The organism is Polaribacter sp., from assembly GCF_039939415.1.
Taxonomy (GTDB): Bacteria; Bacteroidota; Bacteroidia; order Flavobacteriales; family Flavobacteriaceae; genus Polaribacter.
On the sequence record NZ_JBDVJE010000068.1, the window covers coordinates 1 to 22,159 of the forward strand.

The 22,159-nt window shown below is 27.3% G+C and carries 22 protein-coding genes, 2 tRNA genes and 1 rRNA gene; 10 read left to right on the forward strand and 15 right to left on the reverse strand.

Annotation, left to right across the window (positions count from 1 at the left end; genetic code table 11):
* From rrf to cmk, 3 genes are all read left to right on the forward strand, one after another.
* Nucleotides 1-92, forward strand: a 5S ribosomal RNA gene (gene rrf / locus ABJG40_RS11000); the annotation flags it as partial.
* Between the two features lie 116 nt (nucleotides 93-208).
* Nucleotides 209-1,237, forward strand: a complete 1,029-nt coding sequence (porQ, locus tag ABJG40_RS11005; RefSeq protein ID WP_348024630.1) for a type IX secretion system protein PorQ — start codon at nucleotides 209-211, stop codon at nucleotides 1,235-1,237.
* 1 nt (nucleotide 1,238) lies between these two features.
* A complete protein-coding gene (cmk, locus tag ABJG40_RS11010; protein WP_348024631.1) occupies nucleotides 1,239-1,937 on the forward strand; it encodes a (d)CMP kinase in 699 nt (232 codons plus the stop codon).
* Nucleotides 1,938-1,949: 12 nt separating this feature from the next.
* Here the strand turns inward: cmk and ABJG40_RS11015 are convergent, their stop codons facing one another.
* On the reverse strand, nucleotides 1,950-2,579 hold the full coding sequence (locus ABJG40_RS11015) for a 7-carboxy-7-deazaguanine synthase QueE (RefSeq protein ID WP_348024632.1): 630 nt from the start codon (nucleotides 2,577-2,579) through the stop codon (nucleotides 1,950-1,952).
* A 245-nt stretch (nucleotides 2,580-2,824) separates the two neighbouring features.
* Here ABJG40_RS11015 and rpsA point away from each other — a divergent pair, with 245 nt between their 5' ends.
* On the forward strand, nucleotides 2,825-4,636 hold the full coding sequence (gene rpsA / locus ABJG40_RS11020; protein ID WP_348024633.1) for a 30S ribosomal protein S1: 1,812 nt from the start codon (nucleotides 2,825-2,827) through the stop codon (nucleotides 4,634-4,636).
* Nucleotides 4,637-4,828: 192 nt separating this feature from the next.
* Here rpsA and ABJG40_RS11025 read toward each other — a convergent pair whose 3' ends face one another.
* From ABJG40_RS11025 to ABJG40_RS11045, 5 genes are all read right to left on the reverse strand, one after another.
* Entirely contained in the window at nucleotides 4,829-6,379 is a 1,551-nt protein-coding gene (locus ABJG40_RS11025; RefSeq protein ID WP_348024634.1) for a PepSY-associated TM helix domain-containing protein, read from the reverse strand.
* 3 nt (nucleotides 6,380-6,382) lie between these two features.
* Nucleotides 6,383-6,682 (reverse strand): hypothetical protein, encoded by a 300-nt coding sequence (locus ABJG40_RS11030; RefSeq protein WP_348024635.1) that lies wholly within the window; start codon nucleotides 6,680-6,682, stop codon nucleotides 6,383-6,385.
* A gap of 3 nt (nucleotides 6,683-6,685) precedes the next feature.
* Nucleotides 6,686-7,018 (reverse strand): hypothetical protein, encoded by a 333-nt coding sequence (locus ABJG40_RS11035; protein WP_348024636.1) that lies wholly within the window; start codon nucleotides 7,016-7,018, stop codon nucleotides 6,686-6,688.
* Nucleotides 7,019-7,088: 70 nt separating this feature from the next.
* Nucleotides 7,089-7,805: a DUF4198 domain-containing protein gene (locus ABJG40_RS11040; RefSeq protein WP_348024637.1), complete on the reverse strand. Its 717-nt coding sequence runs from the start codon at nucleotides 7,803-7,805 to the stop codon at nucleotides 7,089-7,091.
* Between the two features lie 19 nt (nucleotides 7,806-7,824).
* Nucleotides 7,825-10,170: a TonB-dependent receptor gene (locus ABJG40_RS11045; RefSeq protein WP_348024638.1), complete on the reverse strand. Its 2,346-nt coding sequence runs from the start codon at nucleotides 10,168-10,170 to the stop codon at nucleotides 7,825-7,827.
* Nucleotides 10,171-10,226: 56 nt separating this feature from the next.
* Here ABJG40_RS11045 and ABJG40_RS11050 point away from each other — a divergent pair, with 56 nt between their 5' ends.
* Nucleotides 10,227-11,237 carry an AraC family transcriptional regulator gene (locus ABJG40_RS11050; protein ID WP_348024639.1) on the forward strand — a complete coding sequence of 337 codons (1,011 nt, stop codon included), beginning with the start codon at nucleotides 10,227-10,229 and terminating at the stop codon, nucleotides 11,235-11,237.
* Nucleotides 11,238-11,325: 88 nt separating this feature from the next.
* Nucleotides 11,326-12,717, forward strand: coding sequence for a phosphoglucosamine mutase (gene glmM / locus ABJG40_RS11055; protein WP_348024640.1), 1,392 nt, complete (start codon nucleotides 11,326-11,328; stop codon nucleotides 12,715-12,717).
* A gap of 34 nt (nucleotides 12,718-12,751) precedes the next feature.
* Here glmM and ABJG40_RS11060 read toward each other — a convergent pair whose 3' ends face one another.
* Nucleotides 12,752-13,675, reverse strand: a complete 924-nt coding sequence (locus ABJG40_RS11060) for a lysophospholipid acyltransferase family protein (RefSeq protein WP_348024651.1) — start codon at nucleotides 13,673-13,675, stop codon at nucleotides 12,752-12,754.
* 51 nt (nucleotides 13,676-13,726) lie between these two features.
* Between ABJG40_RS11060 and ABJG40_RS11065 the strand changes: the two genes are divergently transcribed.
* On the forward strand, nucleotides 13,727-14,383 hold the full coding sequence (locus ABJG40_RS11065) for a rhomboid family intramembrane serine protease (protein ID WP_348024641.1): 657 nt from the start codon (nucleotides 13,727-13,729) through the stop codon (nucleotides 14,381-14,383).
* Nucleotides 14,384-14,542: 159 nt separating this feature from the next.
* Here ABJG40_RS11065 and ABJG40_RS11070 read toward each other — a convergent pair.
* Both ABJG40_RS11070 and ABJG40_RS11075 read right to left on the reverse strand, forming a co-directional pair.
* Nucleotides 14,543-14,615: transfer RNA gene (locus tag ABJG40_RS11070), tRNA-Gly, on the reverse strand.
* Between the two features lie 62 nt (nucleotides 14,616-14,677).
* Nucleotides 14,678-15,124, reverse strand: coding sequence for a GNAT family N-acetyltransferase (locus tag ABJG40_RS11075; protein ID WP_348024642.1), 447 nt, complete (start codon nucleotides 15,122-15,124; stop codon nucleotides 14,678-14,680).
* Nucleotides 15,125-15,195: 71 nt separating this feature from the next.
* Here ABJG40_RS11075 and ABJG40_RS11080 point away from each other — a divergent pair, with 71 nt between their 5' ends.
* The gene (locus ABJG40_RS11080) at nucleotides 15,196-16,071 is read left to right on the forward strand and encodes an MBL fold metallo-hydrolase (RefSeq protein WP_348024643.1); all 876 of its coding nucleotides are present in this window, start codon (nucleotides 15,196-15,198) and stop codon (nucleotides 16,069-16,071) included.
* A 32-nt stretch (nucleotides 16,072-16,103) separates the two neighbouring features.
* Here the strand turns inward: ABJG40_RS11080 and ABJG40_RS11085 are convergent.
* Nucleotides 16,104-16,177: transfer RNA gene (locus ABJG40_RS11085), tRNA-Met, on the reverse strand.
* A 111-nt stretch (nucleotides 16,178-16,288) separates the two neighbouring features.
* Here ABJG40_RS11085 and ABJG40_RS11090 point away from each other — a divergent pair.
* Nucleotides 16,289-16,672 carry an START-like domain-containing protein gene (locus ABJG40_RS11090; RefSeq protein ID WP_348024644.1) on the forward strand — a complete coding sequence of 128 codons (384 nt, stop codon included), beginning with the start codon at nucleotides 16,289-16,291 and terminating at the stop codon, nucleotides 16,670-16,672.
* A gap of 101 nt (nucleotides 16,673-16,773) precedes the next feature.
* On the forward strand, nucleotides 16,774-17,607 hold the full coding sequence (locus ABJG40_RS11095) for an aminotransferase class IV (protein WP_348024645.1): 834 nt from the start codon (nucleotides 16,774-16,776) through the stop codon (nucleotides 17,605-17,607).
* Here ABJG40_RS11095 and ABJG40_RS11100 read toward each other — a convergent pair.
* From ABJG40_RS11100 to ABJG40_RS11120, 5 genes are all read right to left on the reverse strand, one after another.
* The gene (locus ABJG40_RS11100; protein ID WP_348024646.1) at nucleotides 17,604-18,152 is read right to left on the reverse strand and encodes a YqgE/AlgH family protein; all 549 of its coding nucleotides are present in this window, start codon (nucleotides 18,150-18,152) and stop codon (nucleotides 17,604-17,606) included. The two genes, ABJG40_RS11095 and ABJG40_RS11100, sit on opposite strands and share 4 nt — an antisense overlap.
* A gap of 106 nt (nucleotides 18,153-18,258) precedes the next feature.
* Nucleotides 18,259-18,531, reverse strand: a complete 273-nt coding sequence (locus ABJG40_RS11105) for an HU family DNA-binding protein (protein ID WP_348024647.1) — start codon at nucleotides 18,529-18,531, stop codon at nucleotides 18,259-18,261.
* 186 nt (nucleotides 18,532-18,717) lie between these two features.
* Complete coding sequence (fmt, locus tag ABJG40_RS11110) at nucleotides 18,718-19,662, reverse strand: methionyl-tRNA formyltransferase (protein ID WP_348024648.1); 945 nt, start codon at nucleotides 19,660-19,662, stop codon at nucleotides 18,718-18,720.
* A 2-nt stretch (nucleotides 19,663-19,664) separates the two neighbouring features.
* Nucleotides 19,665-21,557, reverse strand: a complete 1,893-nt coding sequence (locus tag ABJG40_RS11115; RefSeq protein ID WP_348024649.1) for an ATP-dependent DNA helicase RecQ — start codon at nucleotides 21,555-21,557, stop codon at nucleotides 19,665-19,667.
* Nucleotides 21,554-22,159 (reverse strand): ATP-binding protein (locus ABJG40_RS11120; protein WP_348024650.1); only part of this gene is annotated, 606 nt, incomplete at its 5' end. The genes ABJG40_RS11120 and ABJG40_RS11115, both read right to left, overlap by 4 nt.

A 22,159-nucleotide genomic window follows, 5' to 3' on the forward strand; every position in this document is an offset into this window, starting at 1 on the left:
GGGGCTCACCTCTTCCCATCTCGAACAGAGAAGTTAAGCCCAATAGCGCCGATGGTACTGCATTTATGTGGGAGAGTAGGTCGCCGCCTTTCTTTTTTAAAACCTCAATTCTTATGAATTGAGGTTTTTTTTTGCTAAAAAGTTAGGGGTTATTGTAATAATATACCTTATTTTCGTTATTGGTTTATAACTGTTTCTTTATTAATTAATGAATCTTAAAAATATTAGTTTTATAGTTTTTTTGTTTTCCTTTTTTTCTATTAAGGGTCAAGTTGGTGGTGAAAATGTATTTCAATTTTTAAATTTATCAACATCTGCAAGACAAACTGCTTTAGGAGGAGAAATATTAACTTTATTAGAAGATGTAAATCAACCTATTTGGAATCCTTCTATCATAAATGATAAAATAGAAAACAAATTATCTATTAATTATACAAGTTATTTGGCAGGTATTAATATTGGTTCATTGTCTTATGCTAATTCATTTTCTAGAAGATCTGGTACTTTTCATGGAAGTATACAATATTTAGATTATGGTACTTTGATAGGTTCTGATGAACAAGGTAATGAAACAGCTAATTTTAATGCAAGTGATATTGCAATATCAGTTGGATATTCTTATAATATACCTCATTCTCATTTATATATAGGTTCTAATATTAGAATACTAACTTCAAATATTTCTAATTTTTCATCAACAGGAATATCTTCAGATTTTGCGCTATTATATAATAATCCTTATCAACCTTTTGTTATAACAGTTGTTGCTAGGAATTTGGGGACTCAATTTAAGACCTATAATGGTGTAAAAGAAAAATTGCCTTTTACAATTGCAATAGGGGGGTCTTATCAATTAGACCATGTTCCATTAAAATGGTATGGTACAATTAATAATTTACAAAAATGGAATATATCAGTTGCAAACCCTTCTGAACAAACCACAGATTTAGAGGGAAATGTAACTGAAGAAAATGTAGGTTTTATAAATAATACATTTAGACATTTAGTAATTGGTGCAGAACTTTTTCCTGAAAGTGCAATAAATTTAAGATTAGGTTATAATTTTAGAAGATCTACTGAATTAAAGTTACAAAACGCTAGAACTTTTAGCGGTTTTTCTTTTGGTTTTGGTATTAAAATGAATAAACTTAAATTTAATTACGCATATTCTAAATTTCATTCAGCAGCTAATGCTAGTACTTTTAGTTTATTAATTGATTTAGAGAGAACGAGATAAAATGAGTAAAAAAATTATTATAGCAATTGATGGTTTTTCATCAACAGGTAAGAGTACAATAGCTAAATTATTAGCAAAAAAATATAATTATATTTATGTAGATACTGGTGCTATGTATAGAGCTGTAACTTTATTTGCAATGAATAATAATCTTGTAAGTAAAACTTATTTAGACAAAGAAGCTTTGATATTAAATCTTAAGAATATTTCTTTAAACTTTAAATTTAATAAAAAATTAGGTTTTGCTGAAATGTATTTAAATAATATAAACGTAGAAAAAGATATTAGAACTTTAGAAGTATCTCAATTAGTTAGTAAAATTGCAACTATTTCTGAAGTAAGAAAAAAATTAGTTGCTGAACAACAATTAATGGGAAAAGAAAGCGGTATTGTTATGGATGGTAGAGATATTGGTACTGTTGTTTTTCCTGATGCTGAATTGAAATTATTTATGACCGCTTCTGCAGATAAAAGAGCAACAAGACGCTATAAAGAATTAATTGATAGAGGAGATAAAGTTGAATTTAAAGACATTCTTTTTAATGTAGAAGAAAGAGATAGAATTGATTCTACCAGAGAAGATTCTCCTTTAATGAAAGCAGAAGATGCTATTGGTTTTGATAATTCTGATATGGGAATTACTGAACAATTTGAACGAATTTGTTTTTTGGTTGATAGAACTTTAGAAAATAAAAAATAGCTTCTAAAAAGATTAAGGTATATTTAAGTATTTATGAGTCTGTAAAGAAATTTTCCATTTCGGATTTTTCATCACATAATCTACAATTTGTGGAGTCATTTTTTCTTTTTTACTCCATTCTGGTTGTAAAAATAATTCACATTTTTCACCAACTTTAGCAGCTTCTTGTTCAGCAAATTCAAAATCAGATTTATTGTGAATAATCATTTTTAATTCGTCTGCTTCTTTATAACATTCAGCTAAAGGCATTTTTGTTTTCTTAGGAGAAAGGCAAAACCAATCCCATTTTCCAGAGAAAGAATACGCACCAGAAGTTTCAATATGTGTTTTAATATTGTTTTTCTGAAGACCTTCTGTAATATAATCCATAGACCACATTAAAGGCTCTCCACCAGTTATAACAACTGTTTTAGCATGTTTTGTAATATTTTCTACAATAGTATCTGCTAATGTTGGTGGATGTAAATCTGCATTCCAACTTTCTTTAACATCACACCAATGGCAACCAACATCACAACCACCAACTCTAATAAAGTAAGCAGCAGTACCTGTATGAGAACCTTCACCTTGTATTGTATAAAACTCTTCCATTAATGGAAGCATTATTCCTTTATCTACTAAATCTTTTGTCTTTTTATCCATCTACTTCAATATCAACCTAAAAAGGATTTTAAAAATGCAAAGGTAGTTTTTTGTCTATCAAGAATAAAAAGAATAATAAATTAATTCTAATGTATTAATAATCAAATGATTTTTGTAAATTTGCACTCCTTTTTACGAGAACAGATTTAAGAAAGGAATTATATAAAACAATTTATAAAAACAACTCTTTGCGTTTTTATCGTTAAAAATCTGAAAAACAACAAGATACAAATTAATTTAGACACATGTCTGAAGAAACAAAAAACACTGAAGAGCAAGTAGTTGCTACTGAAGTACAAGAAACAGCAACTCCTGCTGTAGATCCACAACAATTTTTAGCAGATTTTAACTGGCACAGATACGAAGAAGGTATTGATGAAGTTGATGAGCAAAAATTAGTTGAATTCGAAAAAGCGTTAGAAGGAACTGTAGGTTTCGTAAACGAACGTGATGTAATTGAAGGAACTGTAATCAGAATTACTGAGAGAGATGCAATTATTGACATCAACTCTAAGTCTGAAGGAGTTATCTCTTTAAACGAATTCCGTTACAACCAAGGTTTAGCAGAAGGAGATAAAGTAGAAGTATTAGTTGATAAAAGAGAAGATTCTTCTGGTCAATTAGTATTATCACACAAAAAAGCAAGAGTAATTAAAGCATGGGAACGTGTTAACAATGCTCATGAAACTGGTGAAGTAGTTAACGGTTTTGTTAAATGTAGAACTAGAGGTGGTATGATTGTAGATGTTTTCGGTATCGAAGCATTTTTACCAGGATCTCAAATTGACGTTAAGCCAATTAGAGATTACGATCAATATGTTGAGAAAACAATGGAATTTAAAGTTGTTAAAATCAACCACGAATTTAAAAACGTTGTTGTATCTCATAAAGCGCTTATTGAAGCTGATATTGAATTACAGAAAAAAGAAATTATTGGTCAATTAGAAAAAGGACAAGTATTAGAAGGTGTTGTTAAAAACATTACTTCTTATGGTGTCTTTGTTGATTTAGGTGGTGTAGACGGATTAGTACATATTACAGATTTATCTTGGTCAAGAATCAATCATCCAAATGAGGTTGTTGAGTTAGATCAAAAATTAAACGTTGTAATTTTAGACTTTGATGATAACAAATCTAGAATTCAATTAGGATTAAAACAATTATCTGCTCACCCTTGGGAAGCTTTAGATACTAACTTAAAAGTTGGAGATAAAGTAAATGGTGAGGTTGTTGTTTTAGCTGATTATGGAGCATTCGTAGAAGTAGAACAAGGAGTAGAAGGGTTAATTCACGTTTCTGAAATGTCTTGGTCAACTCACTTACGTTCTGCACAAGATTTCGTAAAAGTTGGAGATAAAGTTGAAGCTCAAATTTTAACTTTAGATCGTGAAGACCGTAAAATGTCTTTAGGTATCAAACAATTACATCCAGATCCTTGGACAGATATTACAACTAAATATCCTGTAGGTTCTACGCACACTGGTACTGTAAGAAATTACACAAACTTTGGTGTATTTGTAGAATTAGAAGAAGGTATAGATGGTTTAGTTTATATCTCAGACTTATCTTGGACTAAGAAAGTAAAACACCCATCAGACTTTGTAACTGTTGGTGATAAACTAGAAGTTCAAGTATTAGAATTAGATGTAGAGAACAGAAAGTTAAACTTAGGTCATAAACAAACTCAAACTAACCCTTGGGATGCGCATGAAGCTACGTATGCAATCGGTTCTAAACACGAAGGAACAATTAAAGAAAAGAATGATAAAGGAGCAGTTGTAACTTTTGCTGATGGAGTAGAAGGTTTTGCACCAACAAGATTCTTAGAAAAAGAAGATGGTTCTAAATTAGGTAAAGGAGATACAATAGAATTTGTAGTTTTAGAATTCTCTAAAGAATACAGAAGAGTTGTAGTTTCTCATACATCTTTATTTAAAGAGCAAGAGAAAAGAAATGTAAAAGCAGCAGTTAAAAAAGCAGCTGAAGCAGAAAAAACTACTTTAGGAGATATTGGAGGTCTTGCAGCTTTAAAGAAAAAAATGGAAGAAGGTAAATAATCATTTACAATCCTAACATATTTTAAAAGCCGATACAATTTGTATCGGCTTTTTTTTATACATTTATTTTATTTTGGGCGTTACCTAAAGGTCGGGCTTTCCATTTCAATCTTTTTTTTCATACTTCAAAAAAGGATTTCCACTTCAATCCCTAACGCAAATTATTTACTAGCTTGTAGAAGCTCCTATAGTTTAGTGTTTTTTATTAACTTTTTTTAATTTAAAGGATACCCAAAGTGTTATTGAAGCTAAAACAATCCAAAAAACATCTACAAATAATATTTGATATTGTTGGTTTATAAATGCTTTCCAAAACCAATTACCTGTCATTATACCATTAATAATTGGGATACATAAACCAATAATACTTCCAGAAAGCAACGTATATTTATTTATAAAATCTAAATCTTTCTTTAGTATAAAAAATAACGTTAATACTAACCAACCAATAAAATAGAAAGAATAAATAAAAGAAGAACCTTTTGGTTGCACTACTTTTATAGCAATAAATGATAAAGCTGTTATTGGGTACATACTTAAACAAATTGCCAAATAAATTCTTACAACACGTTCGTTAAAACGACGTTTTTTCTCAGGGATATTTTTTTTATCTCTTGCAATTAGCCAAATCATCACTCCAGAAATAATTACAAAACAAGAAATTAAGCCTAAAATAAAACTAATAATTTTTAAAGGAAAACCACCATAATCGGCATAATGTATTCTATACAATACATTTTTAACACCATCTAAATATGAGGTTTCAGTAATTGGATTTTTTTTAGAAACAATTTCTCCTGTATTTACTTTATAAATAACCTCTCCAATTCCGGTAAATTTAGTATTGTAATTTAGGTGGCCATTTACTAAAACATGCATATTTTCATCTCCATAATTAAAAAGGGAAACTTCTGTAACATCAAAATCATTCCATAATTTTTTAGTTGATACAACATAAGAATTTGTATTAAAGTTAGCTGTAACAGGATTGTTTTTAAACAGATATTGAGGTTGGCTGTATTCTAAGTCTTCATATAATTTAGTGCTATCTCCTCCGTATAAAAATAAAACACTAGGAGCAACTAATACCAATTTTATCATAAAAAAAGCACCAGTAACAGCATATACAAATTGAAAAGGCAAACCAATAAGACCAAGTGCTGTATGCGCATCTGTCCACATTGTTTTTAATTTAGCTAAAGGCCTAAAAAGATAAAAATTAGAAACAATTTTTTTCCAATGTATAATTACACCTGTAATAATTGCAAATAAAAAGAAGAAAGCTACAAAACCAGAAAGGTAATAACCAAAAGGATATGGGATTTGAGTTAAAAAATGCAGACGATATAAAAACTCACCTAAAGTATATGATTCATCATAAGTATGTTCGCTATTGTTTTTTGTATCTAAATAGAAAAACTTAGCGCCTTCTGTTTTGTTTGAGGTTACAGAATCTTTTGAAGCATACATAGAAACACTAATACGCTGTTCTATATACGTTTTTTTTAGTACTACATCTCTTCCATATAAATTGTAATTTTTATCTAAAGAATCTAAAGCTTTATCAAAATCTAATTGAATATTATCTGTAATTTCTACAGATTCATTTCGTTCCCAGTTTGCAATTTCATCTCTAAAGAAAGAAAATGAACCTGCAAAAAAAATAATATATAGTACTACACTTATTACAATACCGCTAACAGTATGTGTATGAAAAATAATATTGTATGTTCTTTTTTTCATTTTTTAAAAAATAATAGGGTTATAGATTTTACCAACATAAACAATGCAAGAAAATAGTGCTGTTATTACTAAATAAATAGCCCAAATTTTCCATCCATTTTTAGCTAAAAATGCTATAATCATTAGAACTGACCATAAAATAAAACCAGAAAAACTAGAAGTAATAATAACATTAACGTGATTAAAAATAAAAGAGATAGCTAAGTGAAATGAAATAGCAACGAAATATCCACCTAAAAATCCGGCAGTTATTTTAGCAAAACGTTGCCAATTTGATGATAAGTATTTAGGATTAGCTGGCATAATTTAAAAAATAAAAAGTTCAAATAAAAGTGAAGTAATAAATAAAATCAGCACACTTTTATATTGGATTAATTTTAATGGCGCTATCATAATTATTAAGCTACCTACAGTCATTAAAAGAATAAAAAATAATAAAAAACCTGAAGTAAAACCAAATAAGTATATGTTTGCTATTATTGAAATTAATAATAATATAGAAGCTATAATTTTTGTAAATGGATTGTTTTTAACAATCCATTTATCTAATTTTTTAGGACTATGTTTTACTGTTTTTTTTGATGTTTTATAAAATAAATAAAAGGAGATAAATACAATAAAAATTGTAATAGAAATCATGTTTTTTATAATTAAAACAACTCTGAACACAATTTTGTATTCAGAGTTGAAGAGTTAATTAGATTGAATATTATTTAATACAATAGGTTGCACAATGCCAAATAAACTGATATTCTTTGCCTTTATATTTTCCAGGAACTTTTTCACTAAAAGTTGTTTCTAAAATATATTTAGATTCCCAAGGAAGTTTAAATGATATAAAACCATCTTTATCTGTATGTAAGGTTTTAGACCATAAATCTGCAACGTAAATTTTTACTTCGTTTTCTTTTAAAGCTTTTCCTTTATATAAAACTTGTAATTTAATTTCATCAACAGTCTTAGAAACATCTTTTATTGTAATTCCATTTTTGTTATCAGCTATTGTTTCAGTAATTTTTTTACCAACTTGTACTTTTGTACTAGCATTATAATGTGTTTTAAAAATACCAAAATCATATTTTGTATAATCTATTACATCAATTTTATGATTATCTAAAACAAGTGTATGAGTTCCATTATTCTTAGGTGTAAACTTTGCTAAATAAAAATTTTCTTTAGCAGCAACTTGTAATTGTTTTTTTACTCCATTTGCATCTACTACCCAAAGCGTAAAGTCTTTTACATTTGGGTATGCTTCACCGTTTACTTTTTCTATAACTCCATAAGTATATTCACCAAAATAAACTTTTACCTCTTGTTCTTTTCCTTTTTTTCCAGACGGATTTGTTTCAATCCAAAGGTAATGAGCAAAAGATTGTGTGATTGCAAATAAAAATAATGCGATTGTTAATATTGATTTTTTCATGTTTAATCGTTTCGTTTTTTTAAAATTTATAAGCAACAGATAACCTCGCATTTGTTCCTGCTTCTGATTGCCAGTATAGGTAATCGCCATAACCTGCTCCAGAATATAAATATTTATTCAAAATATTATTTACATTTAAGTTAACTCTTACTTTATTATTTGTCCAAGAAACTCCACCATCTAATCTAAAGTAATCTGGTAATATTGCATCTTTTCCATCAGTAGCCCAAGCCCATGAAGAGCGATCAACTAAATATTGGTAACCTAAGGATAAACCAAAACCATTTAATTTTGAAGTTTCTTTAAAATTATAATTTAACCAACCATTTGTAATATGCTTAGAATGTCCTGCAACTTTAGTTCCTATTAAAAGAGGATTAGAATCTTCAGTAATTTCAACATTTGTATTAGAATAGTTAAGTACCATATTTAATTCAGGTGTAATTTTCCCTTGTAAATCAAACTCTAATCCTTTAGATTGTACTTGTCCTATTTGTACAGAGAAATTTGTATCCTCAGGATCAGAAACTAAAATGTTGTCTTTTGTAATTTGAAAAACAGTTAATGAAGTATTTAATTTTCCACCAAACCAAGATTTTTTTAAACCTCCTTCAATATCTGTAGCTATTTCAGCATCAAATACTTCGTTTGTTTTACTAGCTCCTGTTTGTGGTTTAAAAGCTTGGTCATACAAACCATATACTGTAAAGTCTGATAATATATCAAAACTAAGACCAACTCTTGGTGTAAATTTAGCATCTTCTTCTTCTGTTGGACCATAAGAAAGTACATAAGCATCTGTATATCTACCTGCTAATGAAATTCTTAATCTATCTTCAAATAAACCAATTTCATCTTGTAAATAATATCCTTTTGTAAGTGTTTCATATTTTACTAAACCATCTCTTTCTTTTACGCTTTTACTTCTGTCAAAAGTAGGGAAAACAGCATTTCCATAAATAGGATTAAAAACATTAAAAGGTGTTAAGTCTATTGATGCAGATTGGCTCCAATCGTGCCAAGAGTCTTTACTATTGTAATCAAAACCAGCTAAAATTTTATGACTAATTTTACCAGTATTAAAATTACCATTTAGAAACAATTGTGTAGCATTAATTTTGATGATAGCATCTGAGCTACTAACATATCTAGTTATATCTCCATTATCTAGAACACTACCCCATACAGCCCAAATAGACATTCCTTCTTGTTCATAATCTAGTCTTGAATATTGAGCTTGAAACTCCCAATTATCATTAAATTTATGAGTAAAGTTTGTAAAATAATTTCTTTCTTTCATTTCTGTATTTGGGTAATTTTCTTCTATTCCTGATTGATTTCTGTCATAACTTGCAAAACCAGCAGATGCAGGCCCAAAAACATAAGCACCACCATAAGGCATATTTAGTTTTTGATAAATATATTCACCAGATAAAGAGGTTTTATCAGAAAATAAATATTTTAAAGAGGGAGCAAAAGAAGTTCTTTCTGTTTTTTCAAAATCACGATGAGACTCTTGTGTACTCTTCATTACATTTACTCTATATTGTAATTTACCATCAGCAAGTGTATTTCCATAATCTAGAGCTCCTCTAAAAGTATTAAAACTTCCAGCAGCTAAATTTACTTCTGCAATTCTATTACTACTAGGTTTTTTAGTTGCAACATTAAAAAAACCACCTGGTTCACCAGCAGCAAGCATATATGCTGCAGGACCTTTAACAAACTCTACACGCTCTACAATACTCATGTCTTCTGCTAATGGCCCCCAATTTGTAGTAAGGTTCATACCATTTCTCATAGGTGCAATTCTAAATCCACGCATATTTACACGAGCAAAATTCCCCCAATGTTCTATCATTTGAGCACCACTAACATTACGTGTAATTCCATCCATCATTGTAAAAGAAGCTTGGTCATTAATTAACTCTTTACCGACAACTTGAATATTTTGTGGTATTTTTATTAATGCTGTTTTTAATCTTAAACTGTTTGAAACAGTCTTAGTTGTATAATTGTTTTTTTGACCATTTATAACTATTTCATTTAGGCTTTCTTCAGCTTGTTGTAAAATTATTGTTGGAATTGTAGTGTGCTCATTTGCTACTACTTTTATTTTAACTTTTTTTGATTTAAAGCCTAAATAAGAAATAGAAATTATATAATTACCAGTTGTTATATTCTTAAAAGTAAATTCTCCTAAATTATTAGTTGAAGTTCCTTTGTTTGTATCTTTAATTGTAATATTTGCATTAGAAATTGGGATTTTTTTTGGAGATAGAATTTTTCCTGATATTGATCCTTTTTGAGCATTTAGTATTGATGCTGAAAAAATAATTGTTAATATTATTAATCTTTTTATCATTTTATTTGTTATTTATATTAAGTCTAAATAAATTTACCGCAAAATTAGAAAAGCAATTGAATTTAAAAAGACGCATAACAAATAAAAAAAGACGTGATTTTGAAAACTGTACAACTTTTGATTTAACTGTTTTAAAAACAGATTTTAAGAATATATTCGCAAAAGAAAAATTTAAGATTGAAGAAAATGGTTTTTTATATTCAGAATATATTGTTAAACCAAAATTTGGTAAAGGCTCTATTGTAGAAATAAATTTTAATTGTATAACAATTTCTATAAGTCAATTTATACTTAATTCAGATATTTTACAATTTGATAAAAGTGATGAAAATTGGTTACAGTTATCATTTTTAATAGAAGGAGAAAAAATAATTTCTCTTAAGAACCAGACAGAAGATATACTGTATGAAAGCCAAGAATCTTATATGGCACTTATAGAAAGTTACAAAGGGCATAATAAAATAACAGGAAACCAGCCTTTTAAGGAAGTTAAAATAAAACTTTCAAAAGAGTTTTTATTTCAGCATGGATTAGAAAAAGGAATAGACTTTAAAAAAATTACAAACAATAATTTAATAATTCCAACAACAGAAGATTTACTTAATATATTATCTAATCTAAAATTAAATTATTCAAGAGAAATTTCATCTAAAATTTTATTAGAAGCTAAAGTACTAGAAATTTTAGCAATTCAGATAAATAATTATAAGAAAATAAAAATAAATCAAAAAAATATTAAAAGTGATAAGTTTTTGAAAACACTTTATAAAGTTAGGCAGTTTTTAAGAAATAACTTAGATCAAAATTATTCAATAAATCATTTATCACGTGAGTTTGGTTTGAATGAAAATGTATTAACAACAAAATTTAAAAAACTTTTTAATTGTACAATTTATCAATTTTATTTGGAAGCAAAAATGACTAAAGCAAAAGAATTATTAAAGATAACTCAGCTACCCATTTATGAAATAGCAGAAGAAGTTGGCTATAAAAATGCTACTCATTTTAGTGCTGCATTTAAACGTTATTATAATGAAACTCCTAATAAATTTAGAAATACATTATAGATATATTTAAGATAAAAAGAGTTGGTATATAAAAGGTTTATTATTTAGAATAATTTATATTTACAACGCTTAAAAAGACAAATTAAATATGACATTAATAAAATCAATATCAGGAATTAGAGGAACAATTGGAGGTAAAACTGCTGAAAATTTAACACCCATAGATGCAGTTAAATTTGCCTCTGCTTATGGAGCTTTCATCAAAGAAAGAAATTCTGATAAAAAAAATATAAAAGTTGTAATAGGTAGAGATGCACGTATTTCTGGAAAAATGATTTCTAGTTTAGTAGCTAATACTTTAGTTGGTTTAGGAATAGATGTAATAGATTTAGGTTTGTCTACTACACCAACAGTAGAAGTTGCAGTTCCTTTAGAAAAAGCAGATGGAGGAATTATTTTAACAGCTTCACACAATCCAAAACAATGGAATGCTTTAAAGTTATTAAACGAAAAAGGTGAATTTTTAAATGCAGCAGAAGGAGAACAAATTTTAACTTTAGCAGAAAGTGAAGATTTTACTTTTGCAGATGTAGACGATTTAGGTGCTTATAAAAAGAATAAAAAATATTTAAAAAAACACATTAAAGAAGTTTTAAAACTAGATTTAGTAGATGTAAAAGCTATTAAAAAGGCTAAATTTAAAGTGGTTGTAGATGGAGTTAATTCTACTGGAGGAATTTTTATTCCTGCTCTTCTTAAAAAATTAGGTGTAAAATGTGTTGAATTGTATTGTACACCCAATGGGCAATTTCCTCATAATCCAGAACCTTTAAAAGAACATTTAACAGATATTTCTGAATTGGTTGTTAAAAAGAAAGCAGATTTTGGAATTGTTGTTGATCCAGATGTAGATAGACTAGCTTTGGTTTCTGAAGATGGTTCTATGTTCGGAGAAGAATATACGTTAGTTGCTTGTGCAGATTATGTTTTAGGAAAACTTGGTGGAGGAAATACAGTTTCAAACTTATCTTCCTCAAGAGCTTTAAGAGATGTTACCCAAAAACATGGAGGAACTTATACAGCTTCTGCAGTAGGAGAAGTAAATGTTGTAATTAAAATGAAGGAAACCAATACAGTAATTGGTGGAGAAGGAAATGGAGGAATCATTTACCCAGCTTCTCATTATGGTAGAGATTCATTGGTTGGTGTTGCTTTATTTTTATCACATTTAGCAAATAAAAAAATATCTTGTAAAGAGTTGAGAGATTCTTACCCAAGTTATTTTATGAGTAAGAATAAAATTCAGTTAACTCCAGAAATTAATGTTGATCAAATTTTAGAAACAATGGCATCAACATATAAAAACGAAGATGTAAATACTATAGATGGTGTAAAAATAGATTTTGCAGATGAATGGATTCATTTAAGAAAATCGAATACAGAACCAATTATAAGAATTTATACAGAAGCAAAATCTCAAGAAGCAGCAGATGATTTAGCTGTAAGATTTATCAATGAGATTAAAGAAATAATTGCTTAAAATTAAGGAAACCAAAAGAGTTTTAAATATATACTTATTGAAACTCTTTTGGTACTTTATCTCTATGTTTAAAACGTTTGTGCGACCACAAATATAATTCTGGTTGTTCTTTTATGTTTGCTTCAGTTAGTTCTGTATATTTATCGGTAATTTGATAATCTTTAAACTCTTTTGGAGCATCTGTTATTAATTGAAATTCTACTTCATAATAACCTCTTTTAACCTTTTTTGCAACATAATTAATTACTACATAATCAAATTTCTTAGAAAGCATTTCTGCACCTGAATGAACAGGAACTTTTATGTTAAAGAATTTTCGCCAATAATGCGTTTTATGAAGTTGTGGAGATTGGTCACTTAATAAAATATAAGCACCTTGTTTTTTGTCATTAAAGTTTTTTTGCAAACCTCTTACAGTTTCAGAAGTTTTATAACCAATAACCCCAAACCTTTCTCTAGACTCTTTAACCCATTTTTCAAAATACTTATTATTCAATCTTGTATAAGCTCCATAAACATCAATATTCAATACTAAAGGCATCCCAAAAGACCATTCCCAATTAGCTTGATGAGATCCAACTAATGCAATATTTCTTCCTTCTTTTACATATTTATTTACTAACTCAGGGTTTTTGTATTTATAACGTTTTAATACTTCCTTTTCAGAAATAGAAAAAGACTTAACACTTTCCATTATTAAATCTATAAAATGCTTATAAAATTTCTTTCTTATTTGTTTTAACTCCTCATCTTGTTTTTCTGGAAATGCAAGTTTCAGGTTTTCTAAAATAACTTTTTTTCTATAGCCAATAACATAAAACATTAGTAAATAGAAGAAATCAGATTTTAGATATAAAACCTTCATTGGAAGCCTAGAAAAAATCCAAATAAAAGGATAAGCAATTGCAAAAACAATGAAATTCATAAAGTGTTTTTTTTTAAATGCAAATATCTGTATTTAATTTCAAAAAAAAATAGTTAAAACAAAGAGTTTTATTAAGTTTGTTATATGATGAACAACATAAATCAAACAGTTTTATTGCTAATTGTAGCCAATGTTTTAGTTTCTATAAAAGGATTTAATGATTATTCTTTTTTAGATAAATATAAATTTCAGGTAAGTAGAATTTTATCAGGAGAAAAAATTAGAGCATTTACATCTGGTTTTTTACATGTAGATTGGATGCATTTAGGTTTTAATATGTACGCTTTATATCTTTTTGGAGATATTGTGGCTTCACTTTTAGGAATGCCTAATTTTTTAATTATTTACTTTGGAAGTTTACTTGCAGGAAGTTTATATTCTCTTCAGTATCATAAAAACGAACCTTATTATAGTGCAGTAGGTGCTTCTGGTGCTGTTTCTGGTATTGTTTATTCTTCAATTTTATTATATCCAAGTATGGAATTGTTTTTATTTTTTATACCAATACCAATTCCAGGTTATATTTTTGGAGTAGGATATTTATTGTATTCTATTTACGGAATGAAAAAACAATTAGGAAATGTTGGTCATTCTGCTCATTTAGGTGGAGCAATGGGAGGTTTTGCAATAACACTTTTGTTAAACCCTTCTTTGTTTATTACAAACAAGATGTTAGTTATTTCATTAGGAATACCTATTGTGTTATTACTCCTTTTTGGAGATAAGCTAAAAAACTTATAAATTACATAAAACTGCAACTAATTAAATGCGGTTTTTTTATGAGAAATATTTAGGTTTTATCTTATTAAAATAAGTGTAAAAATTTTAACTATTAAGTATTTATAAAATTAAAATTAAAGCAAAAAAAAAAAGACTTTATTATTTCTAATAAAGTCTTTGAGCGAAAGACCAGGTTCGAACTGGCGACATTCAGCTTGGAAGGCTGACGCTCTACCAACTGAGCTACTTTCGCGTGGTAAAGAGCTACAAATATAAGATGTTTTTTTAGTTGTGCAACAATTTTTTTATCAAAAATTAATAAAATTTTTGGTCATCTCGTAAAACTTTTAAAAAGTGAAACCCATAGATATTATAACCTTCATTATAATAAAATTTGTGAGATTTTGTATTGCTTGCATATGCATTTAATTCTATAGCATCACAACCTTTATTTTGAACATGGTTGTCTATCCATTTAAAAAATTGTTTTCCAATTCCTTTACCTCTTAAAGATTCATCTAAAATAACATGATCTGGTTCAACCGATTTTCCTATATAATGTCTTGTAGAGTACCAAAGACCTGAGATACCAACTAATTTTTTATTAGCATATAAACCTACACATTCATAGTTTGTTAATTCTGACATTTCTAAAACCCTTTCTGTTAAAATATTTAAAGGAGTTTTAGTATTTAATTTAGATAAAAGAGGAATTATTGTTAATATGTCTTGAGAAGGTATAATTTTTATAATTGTTTTCACGAGGTTTTAAATTTCAATAGATATTTAGTTTGTATATTCATGCATAAATTAATAAATCAAAATTAAAAATAATGATTCGTATAATACAATTTAGTTTTTTGTTTTTTTTAACCTTGAACTTATATTCTCAAAAAAAAGAAGTTAAGATAGTTACTACTAAACTTTCTGAACAAGTTTTTATGTTAAAAGGACAGGGGGGGAATATTGGTTTATTTGTTGGACAAGAAGCTGTTTTTATGATTGACGATCAGTTTGCCAATCTTACACCTAAAATTTTAAAAGCTATAAGAGAAATAACCCCAAAACCTGTAACTTATTTGTTAAATACACATTGGCATGGAGATCATACAGGAGGGAATTTAAATATGCAAAAAGAAGGTGCTATAATTTTAGCTCACAAAAATGTTAGAAAACGTATGAGTGAAAATCAGATTTTTAGAGGTAAAATGAAAAAAAAATTACCAAAAGAGGCTTTACCTATAATTACTTTTACAAATGATATGGTAATGCATATTAATAATGATGATATTTTTATTTCTCATATTCATGAAGCTCATACAGATGGAGATGTTTTAGTTTATTTTACCAAGAATAATGTACTTCATACAGGTGATGCTTATTTTCAAGGTAAATTTCCATATATAGATATTTCTTCTGGAGGAAGTATTGATGGTTATATTAAAGGAATTAAAAAAATGATTTTACTGGTTAATGATGAAACAAAAATTTTGCCTGGTCATGGAAACGTATCAAATAAAAAAGAGTTAATTATTTTTAAAGACATGTTAGTAGATTTAAAATCTAAAATACAGAAAGAAATTGATAAAGGAAAAACTTTAGAAGAAGTAAAAACCAATAAAAAACTTACAAAAGACTATCTTTCTTATAATGGTTGGATTAATGAAGAAAAAATAAAAATAGTTATCTATAAGAGTTTAACTAAATAAAATAACCCAAACAATTTGTTTGGGTTATTTTGTAGCGAGAACGGGATTTGAACCCGTGACCTCAGGGTTATGAATCCTGCGCTCTAACCAACTGAGCTACCTCGCCATTGGTTTTGAGGGTGCAAATATAATTGATTTTTACAAACTAACAAGAAGTGTTTTAATTTTTTTAAAATAGAATTAATACTTATATTGTCATCTTAAGATAATAACAATAATGGATAAAATAAAATTCGAATTAGAAATTCCAATTCACGCATCTCCAACAATGCTTTATCAATATATTTCTTCTCCTTCAAACTTACAAGAATGGTTTGCAGATAAAGTTAATTCTAGAGGAAAAGAATATAGTTTTACATGGGAAGGTGAAGAAGAAAAAGCAGAGTTAATAACTAAAAAAACCGATGAAAAAATTCGATTCAAGTGGTTAGAAAGTGATGACGATGATAGTTTTTTTGAAATTAAGATTCAAGTAGATGCTTTAACAAAAGATGTTTCTTTAATTATTACAGATTTTGCTGATGATGAAGATGAAGTAGAAGAATCTAAAAAACTCTGGGAAAATCAAATAGATGAATTAAGACATACTATTGGAGCTTAATTTTTTAATTAGAACAATAAAAAAAACTCAACATTTTGTTGAGTTTTTTTATGCTTATATATTTTAAAATACATTAATTTTGCATCCTAAAATTATAAATAATGATTAACTTTAATGGAGATTTATTAAAATCTGATACTATAAATATATCACAAGAAAATAGAGCTTTTAAATATGGAGATGCCATTTTTGAGACTGTAAAAGTGATGCATAATAAAGTTGTCTTTTGGGAAGATCATTATTTTAGATTAATGGCTTCAATGAGAATGCTTCGTATGAAGATTCCTATTGAGTTTACTTTAGAATTTCTAGAACAAGAAATTTTAAAAACAATTACTGTTCAAGAGAAAGCAGAAGCATATAGAGTCCGTTTAAATATTTTTAGAAAAGATGGTGGTTTATATACACCTAAAACGAATGCTATTGATTTTACAATTGAAGTAAAAGAGATTACTCATCAGGTTAAAGAATATTATTCTTTAGATTTATATAAAGATTTTTATAATTATTCTGGACTATTATCAACAATAAAAACAAATAATAGAATGTTAAATACTTTGGCAAGTATTTTTGCCAAAGAAAATGATTTAGATAACTGTATTTTATTGAATGAAAAGAAAGGAGTAGTAGAGGTAACTAATGGTAATATTTTTATTGTTAAAGGATCAGTAATAAAAACTCCATCTTTAGAAGAAGGTTGTGTTAAAGGAATTGCACGTAAAAAAGTAATTTCTATATTGTCTAAAAAGAAGGAGTTTACTATAGAAGAGACATCAATATCTCCTTTTGAAATTCAAAAAGCAGACGAAGTATTTATAACCAACTCAATTATTGGTGTACAACCTGTAACAAGTTATAAGAAAAAGAAGTTTTCTACTGAAATAGGAAATAAAATATCTAGTAATTTAAAGATATTACAAATAGCAGGAGTTTAATTTAAGTTAAAATTACTAGGTGCATTTGCCCAAAGCTTATAATTACCACCTTTTTGTAATAATTTATTTTTCCAAAGATTTTCATAATCCATAGAAAAAATATTTTCGAAATCATTTTCTCCAACAAACCAAGAGTTCTGATTCATTTCATCATTAAGTTGTTCTTTTCCCCATCCTGAATAACCTAAAAAAAAACGAATGTCTGAAGAGTTTAAACTTTTATTATTTAATAGTTTTTTTAATGATTCAAAATTTCCTCCCCAATAAATACCATTAGCAACCTCTATACTATCTGGAAGTAATTCTGGTATTTTATGAACAAAGTATAGATTGTCTTGTTCTACAGGTCCACCTTGATATATAGGGAAGTTACAATTGATCTCAGGTAATAAATCATTAATAGTATACTCTAAAGGTCTATTTAGAATAAAACCAACAGAATTGTTTGCAGTATGTTCTGTTAGCAAAACAATTGTTCTGTTAAACGAGCTATCATTTAAAATAGTTGGTTCTGCAATTAATAATTTACCTTTATTTGGCTTCAAATGAAATTTTGTTTGATTATTGTTTTTTAAATATAGTAAAAATTTTCACAAAAAAAAACTCTCTTTTTAAAAAGAGAGTTCTTATATACTTTAAAACTAAATTTTCTTAGTTTACAGCGTCGCTTAAACCAGCTCCAGCTTTAAATTTTGCTACATTTTTAGCAGCAATTTCAATAGTTTTTCCTGTCTGAGGATTTCTTCCTGTTCTTGCAGCTCTGTTAGAAACTGAGAAAGTACCAAATCCTACTAAAGCAACTTTACCACCACCTTTTAAAGCAGAAGTTACATTACCTGTAAAAGATTCTAATGCCGCTTTAGCTGCTACTTTAGAAATTCCTGCATCAGCAGCCATTGCATCGATTAAATCTGACTTGTTCATAATAAATAAATTTTTAAATTAATTGTATAAATATTTTTGCTTAATAGCTTAACAAATATAGACGGATTAAGGGTTTACGCAAATTAGAAGGTGTAAAAAAGCCCTTTTTGTTAATAAAAGACAGTAAATTGTTAATAAAGCTACTTGAAAAATAGAAAAACTCTATAAACCTTATCAATAAAGGGTTTACAACATTTTAGATTCTAATGAGAATGTAAAGCCGTTTAAAAGACTTTTTGATTCCATTTTTTTCTTACCTGAAAGCTTTATTTCTTTAATTATAATAAAACCATTTTTAACAGCAACTTTTAATTCTTTTTTGGTTGTAATAATTTTTCCAAATGTATAATTATGTTTTTCTTGTTCCTTTTTTACAGCATAAATTTTAGCAGATATTTCTTCATTATCATTTTTAATGATTGTCCATGCAGTAGGAAACGGATTTAAACCTCTAATTTTATTATATATATTGTCTAATGAATCTGCCCAATTTATTCTACAGTTTTCTGGGTTTAATTTAGAAGCAGATTTTTCTTCTAAATCTGGTTGTTTTGTTGTTTTAACATTTTTAGTTGCAATTAGGTCTACAGTTTTACCTACTAAACCTGCACCCAAAAACATTAATTTGTCATGAAGAGAGCCCACAGTTTCATCTTCTTTAATTTCGATTTCTTCTTGTAAGATAATTTCTCCCGTGTCAATTTTATCATCAATAAAAAAAGTAGTTACTCCTGTTTTTGTTTCGCCATTTATAATTGCCCAATGAATAGGAGCAGCACCTCTATATTCTGGCAATAAAGATGCATGTAAATTAAAAGTGCCATATTTGGGCATTTGCCAAACAATTTTAGGCAACATTCTAAATGCAACTACAATTTGTAAATCTGCTTTTAAAGCTATTAACTTTTTATGGAAGTCTTCGTTTTTTAAGTTTGTAGGTTGTAAAATAGGCAAGTTAACAGAAGTTGCATATTTTTTTACTGCAGACTCATTTAACTTTCTTCCTCTTCCTGCTGGTTTATCTGAAGCAGTAATTACACCAACAACATTATAACTATTTTCTACTAAATGTTTTAAAATAGTAACAGCAAAGTCTGGAGTTCCCATGAAAACAATACGTAAATCTTTCATAATTATAAGTTTAATTGGTATTTATTTTGTTGATTGATGATAATTGTATCATTATTTAATAATAGACGTAAATGTATTAAAATGTCTTTTTCATTTGCAATTAAAGAATCACTTATTTCTAATGATGTTAGAGGTTTTTTCTTCTTTAAAAGGTAAATTATTTCTTCTGATAAATTTTTATTAGATTTTCTATCCTCAGAAATACAAACATCGCAAATACCACATTTTTTAGTGGTTGTTTCATCAAAATAACTTAATAACTGAATACTTCTACAAATTGTATTATTAGTAATAAATTGAATTAACTCATCTGCTTTTTTCTTTTTTTGTTTGATGAATAGTTTCATCTCTTTAGAGAATTTATTTATTGTATAATCATCTTCTCTTGGAAGTAAAAAAGTTATAAGCGCGTTGTTTTTTATAGGTTTATAAACTATAATTTCATCGTTTTGTAAGCGTTCTAAATTTGCTAAAACTAATTTTGTAGTAATTCCTGTTTTTTTTGCAATAAAAAATTCGTCAATTTTTACCTCTTGTTCAAACAAACCTGCATAAGTTCTTAAAATTAAATTTGTAAATTTTTTGATTACTGCATTTTTGTTTAAATAATTTAAAACAGTTTTACTGCTTACAATAAATTGCAAAGTAGATTTTTTATTGTAATGATTACTTATTTCGATAATGCCATTATTAGACAATATTTTAAGAGCAGAATCTACTTTTAAAACTGAAAAATTATATTTTTTAGAGAATTCTAAAATATTAAAGCCATAAGACTCTTCTGAATTTTCACCCAATGAAATTTGAAAATATTGATAGAGTTTTTTATGAATTTCTTTAATCTCTTTTATACTTAATAATGTTTTTTCTAAACGTTCTTTAAATAAAAGAGTATCACTTTTATTAAATAATAAAACACCAAATGATTTTTTACTATTTCTACCTGCTCTACCAGTTTCTTGCATATAATTTTCTATACTAGAAGGAATGTCTAAATGAATTACTAAACCAACATTGGCTTTGTCAATTCCCATTCCAAAAGCATTTGTAGCAACAATAATTGGTGTTTTTTCTAACATCCAATTTTTAAATGAAATATTTTTTTCTATAGATGATAGCCCACCATGATAAAAAGAACTTTTAAAGTTGTTGGCGTTTAAAAATGAAGCTATTTGTTCTGTTTTTTTTCTTGAATTAACATAAACAATTGCTGGTGTTTTTGTTTTTGTAAATATTTGAAGTAAACGTTGTAATTTGTCTTCAATAGAAAATATTTGATAAGCTAAATTTTCTCTAAAAAATGATTTTTTAAAAACTTGGGGCTCTTTTAAATCGAGGTTTTTAGAAATATCTTCTAAAACTTTATTGTTTGCAGTAGCAGTTAAAGCAATATAATTAACATCGGGTTTTAACGTTCTTAAAATTTTAATGTTTCTGTATGAAGGCCTAAAATCATGTCCCCATTCAGAAATACAATGTGCTTCATCAACAGCAATTAAATTAATATTTAATTCCTTTATTTTTTGTTGAATAAAAAAGGATTGTAATCTTTCTGGAGAAATGTATAAGAATTTTATGCTTCCAAACTTAATATTATCAAAAAGTGTTATAATATCATCTTGAGTACTACCAGACTTAATACATACAGCTTTTATTCCTTTTTGTTTTAAGTTTTCAACTTGATCTTGCATTAAGGCAATTAAAGGAGAAATTACCAAACAAACACCTTCTTTAGCCAATGCAGGAATTTGAAAACAAATAGATTTTCCTCCACCAGTTGGTAATAAAGTAATAATATCTTTTTTTTTTAAAACAGTATTTATTATTTCTTCTTGTAAAGGTCTAAATTTAGAAAAACCCCAATATTTTTTTAATATTTCTTTTGGGTAAATCATAATTTACAAGAAAGCGAATGAAGTACAAAATTGGTTCTTTCTTCTATAGTTCCGAAAGGAACATTAATAATATGATATCCTAAATCTGTATATGATTTTAATAAAAAAACATCAATAGCAGTTGTTTCTTCAAAGGTTTCATAACGTTCGTTATCAATTTCATGAATGTCTTTCCATGGAGAAAAATGAAAAACTTTGTCGTATTTATATTGTTTACTTTTTTCTATATATATAGATGGATATGCTGTTTTAAAATAATCCATATAGGCATGAATGTCTGGAATACCTCTATCAAAAAATACAATTTCTTCTTTGGATTTTACAGCTTCTAAAAATTGTTGTTCTCTTCCATTTAATAGCATTTCGCTAAATAATAATGGTTTGGTTAAAAACAATTGATCTATACCTTGTTCTTGAGCTTTTAAAATTACTTCTCTAGAAATTTCTGGAAAACAAAAAAAGTTACGTTTTATTAATGTATTTAAAACTGAAGTTTTTCCTGTTCCAGGACCACCAATTAATAAAATTTTTTGCTGCATTTCACAAAAATAAATGAATCCCTTAATAAAACTAATTTTTAACGTAATTTTGTGTCTTGTAAT